We start from the raw sequence: 13,271 nt of genomic DNA on the forward strand, positions 1-13,271 counted from the left end.
TGTCTCGACGATGAAGCAGTGCGCAGTCGTGCCGATGACGTCGTCTGCGGGCGTCGACGCGGCCATCTCGCCGGTGAGCGGCGAGGCGCCGTTGGTGCGGGTGGTCAGGTCGGTTCTGCAGGCGGTGGCCTCCGGTGACGTCGTGGTGGCGACGGTGCCCGTCCTCGCGGCAAGTGTCGAGGAGTGCCTGCGGGCAGCGGGATTGGGTGTCGCGGTCGCCGTGACGCGGGGATCGGGATCGCGCCGTCAGGTGCTCCGCGCGGGCCTCGAGCACCTCGGCGTCGAACCGCACACCGCGGCCGCGATCCTGATCTGCGACCACCGGTTTCCGCTGTCGCCCGGTGAGCTGGCCGTTCGCGTGCTCGCCGCCCTGGTCAGCGGCGGTGACGTCGTGGTGCCCGTGCTGCCGGTCACCGACTCGGTCAAGACGGTCGACGAGGTGGGGTCGGTGCTGAGCACCGTCGACCGCGCCACGCTGCGGACCGTGCAGTTCCCGCGGGGCTTCACCGCGTCGGCGCTGTGGCAGTTGGTCGCCGTTCCTCTGGGGGTTGCAGAGTCGCCGGCCACCGTGGACGACGAATTCCACGACGCCCTGCGCGCGGGGCTCGACGTCGGCGTGGTCGACGGCGACGCGGACGCCTTTCAGGTGGAGTTGCCGCGAGACGCGCACCTGCTGGACGCCGTCATCGCGTGCCGCTGCGACTGATCCTGTCCTGAAGGAGCCGTTCTGCGAGCCGCACGTCGTCGGCGAACGTCACCTTGAGATTGGTGGCGGCGCCGGGGAACACCTGCACCTCGAGGTCGGTGTAGTTCTGCACGCACGACGCGGTGTCGGTGCCCTCGAAGCTGCCGTCCGCGGCGGCCAGATACGCGGCGAGCAGCGGTCGCGCGCGGAACGCCTGGGGGGTCTGGACCCGGACGAGCGTGCCGTCGGGGGGTGACAGTCGGCCGTCGACGTCGGTCTCCACCACGTCTGCCGCGGGCAGCACCGGGATGGCGCCGCCGCGGGTACGTGCCGTCGTCACGGCGGTGTCCATCATGGCCGGGCTGGCCAGCGGGCGCGCGGCGTCGTGGACGAGCACGACGTCCACCGCGCCGGATTCGATGCCGGGTGCCAGGTGGCGCAGGACGTTCTCCTCCGAACCGTGGCGGGTGTCCCCGCCCTCGACGAGTTCGACTCGCAGCTGGGGCAGCTCCGCGGCCAGGGTCCTGGCGGCCAGGTCCCGTTCACCGCGGCGGAACACCAGGATCGTGCGGGTGACGTTGGCCGACCGGGCCACCGCCTCGACCGACCACGACACCATGCTGCGACCGGCCAACGGCAGATAGGCCTTGTTGCCGTCGGCGCCGACGCGCGTGCCCATGCCCGCGGCCAGGACCACCCCGACGGCGGCGGGTGGCGTCTCCAGTGGCGGGGTCACTCGGCGAGGTTGAATGCCGCGAGCACCTTGGTCGGCCGGATCCGCACCACGAGCTCTCCGGGGACCCCGTTGCGGCGGCCGTACTCCTCGGCCTTGTCGGCGCCCATGTAGCGGCCTCCGGCGCGAGTGGCGACGGCGACGAGGTCCTCGGGATCCTCGCTGAGCTCGGCGATGCCCTGGACCTGGACGAACGAGTACGGCGGATGGGGATCGTCGACGCACACCACTACTCGGGGGTCCCTCCTCAACGCGCGACCCTTGGCGGTGTCCTTGCCGGTGTTGAAAACCAGCTGGCCGTCCTCGACGACGAACCAGACGGGTGCCACCAACGGCCGGCCGTCGGCCGCCACGTAGCCGAGCATGGCGGTCCGCGTGCCCTCGGACAGGAATGCGATCACGTCATCGGAGAGTTCGTTCACACCGTCCACGTTAAGCCCGCAGGAACGGGCGCGAGAGGCCCTAGCGGACGGTGCTCCGAAATTGACAGAAACAGTTTGACGGCCTACATATATTGAGCGCGGCGTTCCGCTCGCGAGTGACGCCGATCGTGGCCGATGGCGTCCGTGCAGTCGACTTCATGGGAGACCGGTGACCTCGAATGAGTGATACGGGTCCGCACCGGTCGCCGATCGCGCGCTTCATCCGAGTGTTCGCCCCCGTGATCGTCCTCGGGTGGCTGGCCCTGACGGTGATCACGAACGTCGTCGTCCCGCCGTTGGAGACGGTCGGCGAGGCGCACACGGTGTCGATGAACGCCAAGGACGCGCCGTCGATGATGGCGATGCAGGAAATCGGCAGGACCTTCAAGGAATTCAGCTCCGACAGCAACGCGATGATCATCCTCGAGGGCGACAAGCCGCTCGGCGCGGACGCCCACCGCTACTACGACGGCCTGATCAAGAAACTCGAAGCCGACACCGCCCACGTCGAGCACATCCAGGACTTCTGGGGCGACCCGCTGACCGCTTCGGGCGCCCAGAGCAACGACGGCCTTTCGGCCTACGTCCAGGTGTATTTGCACGGCAACATGGGCGAGACGCTGGCCAACGACTCGGTGAAGTCCGTCCAGAAGATCGTCGCCGAGACACCCACCCCGCCGGGGGTCAAGACGTACGTCACCGGCGGAGCCCCGCTGGTGTCGGATCAGACCGAAGCCGGCAACACCAGCATCCTCATCGTCACGATCATCACGCTGGTGGTGATCGCGTTGATGCTGGTGCTGGTCTACCGCTCCGTGGTCACCATGCTGCTGGTGCTCTTCATGGTGTTCATGGAGCTCGGCGCCGCCCGCGGCATCGTCGCCGTCCTCGGCTACTACGAGATCATCGGGCTGTCCACCTTCGCGACGAGCCTGCTGACGCTGATGGTCATCGCCGCGGGCACCGACTACGCGATCTTCCTCATCGGCCGCTACCAGGAAGCGCGGGGGACCGGCGAGGACCGCGAGTCGTCCTACTACTCGATGTTCCACGGCACCGCGCACGTCGTGCTGGGGTCCGGGCTGACCATCGCGGGCGCCATGCTCTGTCTCAGCTTCACCCGGCTGCCGTACTTTCAGAGCCTCGGCGTGCCGTGCGCCGTCGGCACGCTGGTCGCCGTGGTCGCCGCGCTGACCCTCGGGCCGGCCGTCGTCACGATCGGCAGCAGGTTCCGCAGCATCTTCGAACCCAAGCGGGCGATCCGGTCACGCGGCTGGCGACGCCTCGGCACCGCGATCGTGCGGTGGCCTGGCCCGATCCTGGCCGCCACCATCGCGCTTGCGCTGATCGGTCTACTGGCCCTGCCCAGTTACAAGACGAGCTACGACAACCGCAGGTACCTGCCGACCGACATGCCCGCCAACGTCGGGTACGACGTGGCGGACAAGCACTTCAACGCCGCCAGGATGAACCCCGAACTGTTGATGATCAAGAGCGATCACGACCTTCGCACGTCGGCGGACTTCATCGTCATCGACAAGATCGCCAAGGCGATCTTCCACACACCTGGCATCTCGCGGGTCCAGACGATCACCCGTCCGGACGGCAAGCCGATCAAGCACAGCACGATCCCGTTCCAGATCAGCATGCAGGGCACGGCGTCGAAGCTGAACGAGAAGTACCAGCAGGATTCGTTCGCCAACATGCTTCAGCAGGCGAACGACATGCAGACGATGATCGACACGCTGACTCACATGCTGTCGTTGATGGACCAGCTCTCGGCCAACATCAACGAGATGTCGACGAAGATCACCGAACTCGCCGCGACAGTCGGTGAGCTTCGCGACAACATCGAGAACTTCCAGGACATGTTCCGGCCCCTCAAGGCCTACGTGTACTGGGAGCCGCACTGCTATGACATCCCGTTGTGCGTGACCGGTCGGGGGATCTTCGACGCGCTCGACGGCACCAGTTCCCTCACCGACCAGATCGGTGGCTTGGTCACCGACACGCAGAAACTGGCCGCGCTCACCCCGCAGCTGGCGGCCACGCTACGGCCGCAGCTCGAGCAGCTTCGGTCGGTCAAGCAGATGCTGCTGACGACCTACCAGGTCCAGATGGGCTTCCAGAACCAGCAGTCGGCGATGTCGGAGAACGCCACGGCGATGGGGGACGCGTTCGACGCCTCGCGCAACGACGACACCTTCTACCTTCCTCCGGAGATCTTCCAGAACAAGGACTTCAAGCGGGGGATGAAGAACTTCATCTCACCCGACGGGCATTCGGTGCGGTTCATCATCAGCCACGAGGGCGACCCGGCGACGGTGGAGGGCATCAACCACATCGACGCGATCAAGCAGGCCGCCAAGGAAGCCGTCAAGGGCACGCCGTTGGAGGGCTCCTCGATCTATTTGGCCGGTACCGCCGCCACCTACAAGGACATGCGCGACGGGTCCTTCTACGACCTGCTGATCGCCGGAATATCAGCCGTCACACTGATCTTCATCATCATGCTGGTGATCACCAGGGCGTTGGTGGCCGCTGCGGTGATCGTGGGAACGGTGCTGCTGTCGCTCGGGGCGTCGTTCGGGTTGTCGGTACTGCTGTGGCAGCACATCCTCGGGCTCGAGCTGCACTGGATGGTTCTGGCGATGTCGGTGATCCTGCTACTCGCGGTGGGCTCGGACTACAACCTGTTGCTGGTGTCCCGGATGAAGGAAGAGCTGCACGGCGGGTTGAAGACCGGCATCATCCGCTCGATGGCGGGCACCGGTTCGGTGGTGACGTCGGCCGGGTTGGTCTTCGCCGCGACGATGGCGACGTTCGCCTTCAGCGAGCTGAGGGTGATGGGCCAGGTCGGCACCACGATCGCACTCGGGCTGCTGTTCGACACCCTGATCGTGCGCACCTTCATGACCCCGGCGATCGCGGCGCTCATGGGCAAGTGGTTCTGGTGGCCGACGATCGTGCGGTCACGGGCGGCCATGCGCGTTCCCCCGCCGCCGGAGCCCGCCGAGATCCGCTGAGATCGCGGCTCGCCCGGCTTGGCACCCGAACGTGGCGTCACCAGCCAACTTTCGGTACGGTCAACCGCCGTCGGAAGGAGCTTGTCGGGTGAACGAGCCAGAGCCAACATCGTCCCCAGGAGCAGTGCGGGCGCACCGCGTCCGACGGATGGCGGGCCGTGACCCGCACGAGCGGCATCGCGTCGCCACCCCGCTGGAACTGCTGTTCGACCTGACGTTCGTCATCGCGTTCGGCGTTGCGGCGTCCGGGTTTTCGCACGCACTCGCCGCCGGTCACGTCGGCGTCGGCTTCACGGGGTTCATCTTCGCGACGTTCGCCACGTGCTGGGCGTGGATCAACTTCACCTGGTTTGCCTCGGCTTACGACACCGACGACTGGGTGTACCGGCTTCTGACCATGGTGCAGATGGTCGGCGTGCTCGTCCTGGCGCTCGGCATTCCGCCGTTCTACGCGTCGATCGAGCACGGGGGCCATCTCGACAACGCCTTGATCGTCGCCGGTTATGTCGTGATGCGCGTGGCGATGGTGGCCCAGTGGCTGCGTGCGGCGCGCCAGGATCCCGCGCGCAAGCCGGCCAGCCTCACCTACGTCACGGTGATCACCGTCGTCCAGGTCGGGTGGATCGCCTCGATCTTCCTGCCGCTGTCGGTGACGTTCGGGCTAGTCGTGTTCGCGCTCTTGGCATTTGCGGAGATGATCGGCCCGTGGCTTGCTGAGTCGCGCCGCGGCGGGACGCCGTGGCATGCCCACCACATCGCGGAACGGTACGGACTGCTGGCCATCATCGCCCTCGGTGAGGGCGTGGTCGGCACCGTCGCGTCGCTGACGGCGGTCGTCGGCGAACACGGGTGGACGCCGGACGCCGCCATCCTCGCCATCGCGGGCACCGGGCTGACGTTCGGGATGTGGTGGATCTACTTCTCGGTGCCCACCGCCGACCTGCTGCACCGTCACCGCGAACGGTCCTTCTGGTTCGGCTACCTCCACATCGCGGTGTTCGGGGCGATCGTGGCCACCGGCGCCGGCCTGCACACCGCCGCCTACTACGTGGAGGAGCAGTCCACCCTCGGGTCGACGGGCACGGTGCTGTCGGTCGCCGTTCCCGTCGGCGTCTACGTCGGGCTGGTCTACCTGCTCTACCTACGCATGGTCCGGACGTGGGACGTACTGCACGTCGTGCTGCTGGTGCTGACCATCGGCGCGCTCGTGGCCGCGGTGGTGGCGGCGTCGGCCGGCGTTCCGATGACGTCATGCCTCCTGATCGTCACGCTCGCACCGGTGGTCAGCGTCGTCGGGTTCGAAATCATCGGGCACCGGCACATGTCGGCTGCGCTGGACAGGGACGCGTAGGCAGGGCGCTACCGCTCGGTGGCGTCCACCTCGAACGACTCGAGCAGCGAGCGTTCCTGATCGGCCGCCAGCAGTCGTCGGGTCTTCCGCCTGGTGATCAGGATGCCGACCACGGCGAGCAGCCACACCGCGTACTGCACGGTCCACGCCTGGCGGAACGAGTCGAACGAGTAGCCGCCCGCCGCCCCGAGCAAAATTCCCATCGCCTGCATCACCAACAGGGAGGCGATGAAGCCGCCCATGTTCACCATGCCTTGCGCGGTGCCGAGGGTGGCACTGGGATTGAACGTTCTTGCGAAGTCGAACCCGACCATCGAGCCGGGGCCGCCCGCCGAGATCACGACGACGAGGACGACCAGCAGCCACAGGGGAGCTTGGCCGGGGAGCGCCAGGACGACCGTCCACACCAGTGCGTTGCTGCCGATGATCGCCAGCACGATCCACGACCGCCGGTGCGGATACCGGCCGGTGAGGATGCCGATGAGAATGCCGGCACAGATGGCGGCGAGGACGGAGATCGTCAACAGCGCCCCGGCCATGTGCGCGGACTGCCCCTGGGCGACCGTCAGGTACGGGACGCCCCACATCAGGCAGAACACCGTCACGGAGAACTGAGTGCCCATGTGCGTGAAGAACCCGAGCCGGGTGCCGGGGCGTAGCCAGACGGTCTTCACGCTCGACAGCACGGCGCCCACCGAGAGATTCTCGGCGGCCACGACGCGCCCGTGCGGCGTGTCCTTCACCAGGGCCAGCGCCAGCACCATTGCGAGCACTCCGAACGCCGCCACCGAGACATACGCGGTCGCCCACGTGGTCCCGGTGAGCAGGGCCAGGAAGGGCAGTGCCGAGAGCACCTGGCCCAACTGGCCGCAGATACCAGTGAGTTGGGTCAGCAACGGCACGCGTCGGGGCTCGAACCAGCGCGGCACCAGACGCAACACGGAAATGAAGGTCAAGGCGTCGCCGAGTCCGACGACGGCCCTGGCGCTGATGGCCAGTGGCAGTGACTCGGTGAGCGCCAGCAGCAGCTGGCCGCTTGCCATGAGCGCCGCCCCCGCAACGATCAGCGCCCGCGAGCCGTAGCGGTCGAGCAGGATCCCGGCAGGCACCTGGGCGCCGGCATAGACGACGACCTGGAGGACGACGAACGTCGAGAGGAGGCTGGGGCTGGCGTCGAACCGATCAGCCGCGGCCAGGCCGGAAACCCCTAGCGTCGTGCGGTCGAGTACGGCGACGACGTAGGCCAGCAGGCCGGTCGCCCACACCATCCATGCACGCACTCGGCCAATCGTTGCGCACTGACGCACCCGGTGGCCAATCGAAATCAAAATATGACATCGGCGTGCAATTCTCGCAAACTTCTGAGAGGGTCTACAGTAGTGCCATGTTCCGTCGTGTGCACGTGGTGATCATGGCTTTGACCGGCAGCTTGGGGGATGTTCCGCGTGGTTGAGTATCGGCTCGGCGAGCTGTCCGAACTCTCGGGAGTCAGCGTCCGCAACATTCGGGCCTATCGCGAGCGAGGTCTGCTCGACCCGCCTCGTCGGGAGGGCCGCTCGGCGTACTACGACGACCGTCATCTGACTCAGCTGGGGACCATCAACGAGCTGTTGCGCAAGGGGTACACCTCGGCGCACATCGCGGAGTTCCTCTCCAGCATGCGGCAGGGGCACGATCTGGCGGACATCCTCGGGTTGCAGCAGGCGGTCTTCGGTCCGTCCGGTCCGACGCCGACGGCCGCCGTCGACATCGACGTCGACGGGGACGAGGCGCAGCGGCTGGTGTACTACGGGCTGGCCGAGGTCGTGGACGGGCGGCTGACGTTGGTCGACCCGAGCATCGCCAAGGTCGTCGTGGGCGCCGAGGAGCAGCTGCGGTACGTGCAGGCCATTCTGCGGGTGGCCGACGGTGTCTCCGATCAGCTCGACCAGCTGGCGAAGTCGGTGGTGGAGTCGCTGGAACAGAGCCTGCTCGACGGCGACGCCGGCCGGGTGAGGCCGCGCGGCGGTGGCGACGAGCAGCGCCGCGTCGCCACCGACTACCAGACGTTGGGGCGACGGGTCGTCACCGACCGGCTCGAGAACGCCCTGCAGCGGTACCTGACGGGCGCCGAGACGAGCTGAACCCCGTCACACCCTGGTGGTGGCCGGGTCGCCGCCGAAACGCTGGGCCAGCCACACCGGGATGACGGCCAGCACGGTGAGGGCCGCCGCGACGACGTTGATCACCGGTGCCTGGTTGGGGCGGAACAGGTTCCCGAAGATCCAGATCGGAAGCGTCTGGACGGCGGGCCCTGCCGTGAAGGTGGTCACCACGATCTCGTCGAAACTGAGCGCGAAGGCCAGAATCGCGCCCGCGACGAGTGCCCCGCGCATCATCGGGAACGTCACGAAGCGGAACGTCTGCCACGACGACGCCCCGAGATCGGCCGAGGCGTCCTCGAGATCGGTTCCGAGCCGGCGCAATCGGGCCTGGGTGTTGTTGAACACGATGACGATGCAGAAGGTGGCGTGGCCGACGATGACCGTGGCCAGGCCCAGTGTCACCCCGAGCGCGGAGGTGAACGTGGCGTTGAGCGCAATGCCGGTGACGATGCCGGGCAACGTGATCGGAAGCACGACGAGGAAGCTGATCGTGTTGCGGCCGAAGAACTGATGCCGTTGAACGGCGAAGGCGATCATGGTGCCCAGCACCAGCGCGACCGCCGTGGCGCCGAGTCCGACGACGACGGAATTGGCCAGTGACGTCCACATGCCGTCGCTGTTCCAGGCGTCGGCCCACCAGCGCAGGGTGAAGCCGCTCGGCGGGAACGCGAAGGTGCGTGACGCGTTGAACGCGTTGACGACGACGAGAAGCAGTGGTGCGTAGAGGAATACCAACACCAGTACGGTCCACGTCCGGACCGCCGCGCGAGCCCCACCCGACAACATCAGACGTTCTCCAGGGCGCCGGTGCGTCGCATGGCGAGCAGATACAAAATCACCGCGGCGAGCGGGATGATCGACAGCGCCGCGGCCAACGGCTGGTTGTTGGCCGTGACGAGCTGCCCGTAGATGATGTTGCCGAGCATCTGCGTCTTTCCGCCGACGATGGTGACGGCGATGTAGTCGCCGAGGGACAGCGAGAACGTGAAGATCGATCCGGCGGCGATGCCGGGGAAGACCAACGGCGCGACGACCATTCGGAGGGTCGAGAGGTCCGAGGCGCCCAGATCCGAGCTCGCGTCGACGAGGTGGTTCGGGACGCGTTCGAACGCCGCGAACACCGGGATGATCATGTAGGGCAACCAGAGATAGGTCAGCGTGATGACGGTGGCGACGAGACCGTAACCGGGGGTGTAGCCGGTGGCCCATGACATCGGACCGTCGGGGGACAGCATCACGCGCCAGGCGTACGCCTTGACGAGGTAGCTGGCCCACAGCGGCGTCGTCACCGCCACCACCAACGCGAGTCTCGTTCGCGGCGAGGCGATCTTGGCCATGTACAGACCCAGTGGCACCGCGAGTACCGCGCAGAGCACGGTCACCAGCAGCGCCACCCCGACGGTGCGGACGGTCACGGTGCGGAAGACCTCGTCGGTCACCGCGCGGATGACGTTGTCACCCGTGACGGTGTGCACCACAGCGCCGGTGAACGAGTTGGTGGTCCAGAAGGCCGAAACCAGGAGCACCGCAAGCGAACCGAGGTACGCCACCACCAGCCACGCCATGGGCGGCACCAGCAGGAAGGCCAAACTCAACCTACTGTGCCGGAGCTGCCCCCGAGGTGCCGGGGTTTCGGTTGCCGCAGCCGTCACCCCTTGATCTGCTGCCACTTGCTGACCCACTCGTCGTAGGCCGTGCAGTTGTCGCCGCTACCGTCGACGCACTGCTTCTGCGGCGTCGTCCAGTAGTGCAGTTGGGACGCGTAGGCCTCGTCGGTGGCGTGGTAGATGTCGCAGAAGTCCTTCTCCGAGGTGAACTCGCACGCCTTGGTCTGCGCAGGCGCCTCACCGAAGTACTCGGCTACCTGGGCGTTCACCTTGGGTGAGGTGATCCAGTCCATCCACTTGTACATGCAGTTGGGGTGCGCGGCCTTCGAGGCGACCATCCAGGTGTCCGACCAGCCGGTGGCGCCCTCCTTGGGCAGCACGGTGTTCACCTGCACCTTGTTCTCGGCCCCGATGGTGTTGGCGATGACCTGCCACGTGGTGCCGATCACCGACGTGCCCGACTCGAAGGCCTGCACTTCCTTGGTGTAGTCCGACCAGTATTCGCTGACGTTCTCGCGCTGTTTGGTCAGCAGGTCGACCGCGGCGTCGAGCTGTTCGGTGGTCAGCGAGTAGGGATCCTTGATGCCGAGTTCCGGCTTGGTCTTCATCAGGTACAGCGCCGCGTCGGCGATGTAGATCGGCGAGTCGTAGGCGGTCACCTTGCCCTTGTACTTGTCCGAGTCGGTGAACACCGCCCCCCACGAGTCGGGGGCATCGGTGACGACACCGACGTTGTACATCAACAGGTTTGCGCCCCAGCCGTGCGGAATGCCGTACATCTGACCGTCGACCGAGTTCCACGGCTTGTCCTTGAGGAAGGCCGAGATGGTCGAGTAGTTCGGCACCAGCGCGGTGTTCACGGGTGCGACGTCACCGGCGTAGATCAGGCGCAGCGTGGCGTCACCCGAGGCGGACACGCCGTCGTACTGACCGGTCCGCATCAGCTGCACCATCTCGTCCGAGGTGTTGCCGACCTTGACGTTGACCTTGCAACCGGACTCCTGCTCGAACGGGGTCACCCAGTCGACCGTCTTGTCGTTGGAACCGTTCTCGGCGTAGCCGGCCCAGGCGATCAGGTTGAGCTGGCCCTCGCCGTTGCCAAGGGAGCCAGGTGCTTCCATCTTGGGCGGTGCGGTCCCGGCGTCTCCACCACCGGACGGCGAGCTCGAGCAGCCGGCGACGAGGGTGGCGCATGCGGCAAGGGTGAAGCCGATCCGCAACGCGGTGAGTTTCATGTGTCTCCTCGAGTTTTCCGTTGGTGTGCTTCAGGTGGAGAGATCGTGGACGGCGCCGTCGGCCCAGGCGAGGGTGATCTGGGTGCCGTGGCCGAGGTCCTCGGGCAGTGAGGCTGCGGCGTTGAGGACGGTCGCGGTGAGTGTGACGCCGGGCTGGCCGCCGACCTGGGCCACGGCCGCCACCCGGGTCGTTGGTCCGGCGTAGATGACCTCGGCGACGGTGGCGTCGACGGTGCGGCTGCCGGGCGTCGGAGGTGCTCCCGTCGGCAGGACCGCGATGCGCTCGGGTCGGACGGCGAACAGGCCGCGCCTGCCGACGAGCGCCTCCGCGGCGTCGCCGTCGAGCACGTTGGAGGTGCCCACGAAGTCGGCGACGAACCGGTTGACCGGGTTTTCGTAGACGTCGCGTGCCTTGCCGATCTGCTCGATGCGTCCGTCGTTGAACACCGCGAGTCGGTCGCACAGTGTCAGAGCCTCGTCTTGGTCGTGCGTCACGATGACGAAGGTGATGCCGACCTCGCGTTGAATTGCCTTGAGCTCCACCTGCATCTGCTCACGGAGCTTGAGGTCCAGGGCGCCGAGCGGCTCGTCGAGGAGCAGCACCTTCGGGCGCCCGACCAGCGCGCGGGCCAATGCGACGCGTTGGCGTTGGCCGCCGGAGAGCTGCGCGGGCTTGCGCGGTCCGTAGTCGGCGAGCCGCACCATCTCGAGCGCGTCGGCCGCCCTGGAGCGTCGCTCGCCCTTGGGCACGCCGCGGACCCGCATCCCGTACTCGACGTTCTGTGCCACGCTCATGTGGGGAAAGAGGGCGTACTCCTGGAAGACGGTGTTGACGTCGCGCCGCCGGGCGGGCAAGGCCGTCACGTCGACGCCGCCGAGCTTGATGGTGCCTGCCGTGGGCTGTTCGAAGCCGGCGATCATCCGGAGCACCGTGGTCTTGCCCGAGCCGGACGGGCCGAGGATGGCGAACAGTTCGCCGTCGTCGACGGTCAGGTCGGCGCCTGCGACGGCCACGATCGAGTCGCCGAACACCTTGCGAACGCCGGTGAGTTCGATCTGAGGTTCGCCGGGGCCAGATGGCATGGGCTGAATCGTATGGATTGGTCTCTTCGGCCGCAGCGCAACGTATGGACTTCGTGGAAGACGGCCGTCTGGCCGACGCATTTCGTCGCCACAGCCGATCGTTTCAGCGATGGCGTCGTCCCGGTGGGGCGTGGATGCTTGGCAAGCCCATCCAGCTACCCGAGGCCAGGGACTTATACCAGGGCGGCCTGAAAAGCCTCTCCTGCCATCGGTTCGACAAGGCGGACACCGCCGACTGGCTGGGCGGGCAGGCCTCGGGGGTCCAGCACGCCAAGCGGGGCTGGCAACTACAGGTCGCGGCGGGCGGGTTCCACGCGGCCCTGATCCATGCCTCGATCGACGACGACCCCACCCCTGAGCAGTACAAACAGCTGGTGGCCCCTATCTGCGCGGGTGGGAGGCGGTGCTGGGCCACCAACGCGTGGGGTCTACGCCAACTCCAAGACCGTCGACTGGGCCTTGCAGGACGGTCTGGGTGCCTACTTCTGGCAACACCACCGGGGTTCGCCGAAGGGTTCACCCACCCCGCAGCGCACTTGCATCGGGTGGAGATCGACGCGCGAAGCGTGGGTGGCGTCGGCGTGGATCTCAACCACGTGCTGAAGCCACGCTTCGGACAGTGGGACTAACGTTACCCATCGGTAAGTTTTTCCAGCTAACTCTTTCGGAGATCGATCGTTCGCCGGTGGACAACGAGGGTGTCGGTGTCGACTTTGCCGGCGATGTCGTCGGCAGCGCATGCGCGCCGAATTTCGACATAACGATTCGGTAACAATACTGCTTTGATCTGCACTGTTGTAGCTACTGGACCGTAACCACCTGCATGCAGGACGTTTGTCCCGTGAGCGGCTTGGGCGCGTGCAGCCCCGTGATATCCAACTCGTGGTTACCCGTGCGTAGAACTCGCCAGTAACCATTTAGGGGCCGAAAATGGGCCTAGCTCTTATGACACTCTTAGTACGGCTGGCCTGTGCGCCACGGCCGC

Annotated in this window: 12 protein-coding genes; 5 read left to right on the top strand and 7 right to left on the bottom strand. The window is 66.8% G+C overall.

From position 1 onward, the window contains the following. The first annotated feature begins 10 nt into the window (after window positions 1-10). Complete coding sequence (locus B1790_RS11035; protein ID WP_079923255.1) at window positions 11-706, top strand: 2-C-methyl-D-erythritol 4-phosphate cytidylyltransferase; 696 nt, start codon at window positions 11-13, stop codon at window positions 704-706. Here B1790_RS11035 and B1790_RS11040 read toward each other — a convergent pair. Together B1790_RS11040 and B1790_RS11045 are read right to left on the bottom strand one after the other, a co-directional pair. Next, complete coding sequence (locus tag B1790_RS11040; RefSeq protein ID WP_255407266.1) at window positions 684-1,421, bottom strand: 2-C-methyl-D-erythritol 4-phosphate cytidylyltransferase; 738 nt, start codon at window positions 1,419-1,421, stop codon at window positions 684-686. The two genes, B1790_RS11035 and B1790_RS11040, sit on opposite strands and share 23 nt — an antisense overlap. Beyond that, window positions 1,418-1,840 (bottom strand): PPOX class F420-dependent oxidoreductase, encoded by a 423-nt coding sequence (locus B1790_RS11045; RefSeq protein WP_079923323.1) that lies wholly within the window; start codon window positions 1,838-1,840, stop codon window positions 1,418-1,420. Before B1790_RS11045 ends, B1790_RS11040 begins: the two co-directional genes overlap by 4 nt. Before the next feature lie 179 nt (window positions 1,841-2,019). Between B1790_RS11045 and B1790_RS11050 the strand changes: the two genes are divergently transcribed. Together B1790_RS11050 and B1790_RS11055 are read left to right on the top strand one after the other, a co-directional pair. After that, window positions 2,020-4,866, top strand: a complete 2,847-nt coding sequence (locus B1790_RS11050; RefSeq protein ID WP_079923256.1) for an RND family transporter — start codon at window positions 2,020-2,022, stop codon at window positions 4,864-4,866. 148 nt (window positions 4,867-5,014) lie between these two features. Continuing rightward, window positions 5,015-6,217 carry a low temperature requirement protein A gene (locus B1790_RS11055; RefSeq protein WP_079923257.1) on the top strand — a complete coding sequence of 401 codons (1,203 nt, stop codon included), beginning with the start codon at window positions 5,015-5,017 and terminating at the stop codon, window positions 6,215-6,217. An 8-nt stretch (window positions 6,218-6,225) separates the two neighbouring features. Here B1790_RS11055 and B1790_RS11060 read toward each other — a convergent pair whose 3' ends face one another. Continuing rightward, complete coding sequence (locus B1790_RS11060) at window positions 6,226-7,497, bottom strand: nitrate/nitrite transporter (RefSeq protein ID WP_079923258.1); 1,272 nt, start codon at window positions 7,495-7,497, stop codon at window positions 6,226-6,228. A gap of 165 nt (window positions 7,498-7,662) precedes the next feature. On the opposite strand from B1790_RS11060, the gene B1790_RS11065 reads away from it, so the two are divergent. After that, a complete protein-coding gene (locus B1790_RS11065) occupies window positions 7,663-8,340 on the top strand; it encodes a MerR family transcriptional regulator (protein ID WP_079923324.1) in 678 nt (225 codons plus the stop codon). Window positions 8,341-8,346: 6 nt separating this feature from the next. Here the strand turns inward: B1790_RS11065 and B1790_RS11070 are convergent, their stop codons facing one another. From B1790_RS11070 to B1790_RS11085, 4 genes are all read right to left on the bottom strand, one after another. After that, entirely contained in the window at window positions 8,347-9,147 is an 801-nt protein-coding gene (locus tag B1790_RS11070) for an ABC transporter permease (RefSeq protein ID WP_079923259.1), read from the bottom strand. Beyond that, window positions 9,147-9,926 (bottom strand): ABC transporter permease, encoded by a 780-nt coding sequence (locus tag B1790_RS11075; RefSeq protein ID WP_079923325.1) that lies wholly within the window; start codon window positions 9,924-9,926, stop codon window positions 9,147-9,149. Before B1790_RS11075 ends, B1790_RS11070 begins: the two co-directional genes overlap by 1 nt. An 83-nt stretch (window positions 9,927-10,009) precedes the next feature. Then, the gene (locus B1790_RS11080) at window positions 10,010-11,203 is read right to left on the bottom strand and encodes an ABC transporter substrate-binding protein (RefSeq protein WP_079923260.1); all 1,194 of its coding nucleotides are present in this window, start codon (window positions 11,201-11,203) and stop codon (window positions 10,010-10,012) included. Between the two features lie 30 nt (window positions 11,204-11,233). After that, window positions 11,234-12,286, bottom strand: coding sequence for an ABC transporter ATP-binding protein (locus B1790_RS11085; protein ID WP_079923261.1), 1,053 nt, complete (start codon window positions 12,284-12,286; stop codon window positions 11,234-11,236). Window positions 12,287-12,330: 44 nt separating this feature from the next. On the opposite strand from B1790_RS11085, the gene B1790_RS11090 reads away from it, so the two are divergent. Further along, entirely contained in the window at window positions 12,331-12,915 is a 585-nt protein-coding gene (locus B1790_RS11090; RefSeq protein WP_255407267.1) for a glycoside hydrolase domain-containing protein, read from the top strand. Window positions 12,916-13,271 lie beyond the last annotated feature (356 nt).

Source organism: Mycobacterium sp. AT1, from assembly GCF_002043095.1.
Classification (GTDB): domain Bacteria; phylum Actinomycetota; class Actinomycetes; order Mycobacteriales; family Mycobacteriaceae; genus Mycobacterium.

Bases quoted from the DNA above. Each gene is read 5' to 3' on its own strand.
- B1790_RS11035 (WP_079923255.1), top strand. From the start codon at position 11: ATGAAGCAGTGCGCAGTCGTGCCGATGACGTCGTCTGCGGGCGTCGAC.
- B1790_RS11085 (WP_079923261.1), bottom strand. From the start codon at position 12,286: ATGCCATCTGGCCCCGGCGAACCTCAGATCGAACTCACCGGCGTTCGC.
- B1790_RS11055 (WP_079923257.1), top strand. From the start codon at position 5,015: ATGGCGGGCCGTGACCCGCACGAGCGGCATCGCGTCGCCACCCCGCTG.
- B1790_RS11075 (WP_079923325.1), bottom strand. From the start codon at position 9,926: ATGGCGTGGCTGGTGGTGGCGTACCTCGGTTCGCTTGCGGTGCTCCTG.
- B1790_RS11070 (WP_079923259.1), bottom strand. From the start codon at position 9,147: ATGTTGTCGGGTGGGGCTCGCGCGGCGGTCCGGACGTGGACCGTACTG.
- B1790_RS11080 (WP_079923260.1), bottom strand. From the start codon at position 11,203: ATGAAACTCACCGCGTTGCGGATCGGCTTCACCCTTGCCGCATGCGCC.
- B1790_RS11090 (WP_255407267.1), top strand. From the start codon at position 12,331: ATGGACTTCGTGGAAGACGGCCGTCTGGCCGACGCATTTCGTCGCCAC.
- B1790_RS11050 (WP_079923256.1), top strand. From the start codon at position 2,020: ATGAGTGATACGGGTCCGCACCGGTCGCCGATCGCGCGCTTCATCCGA.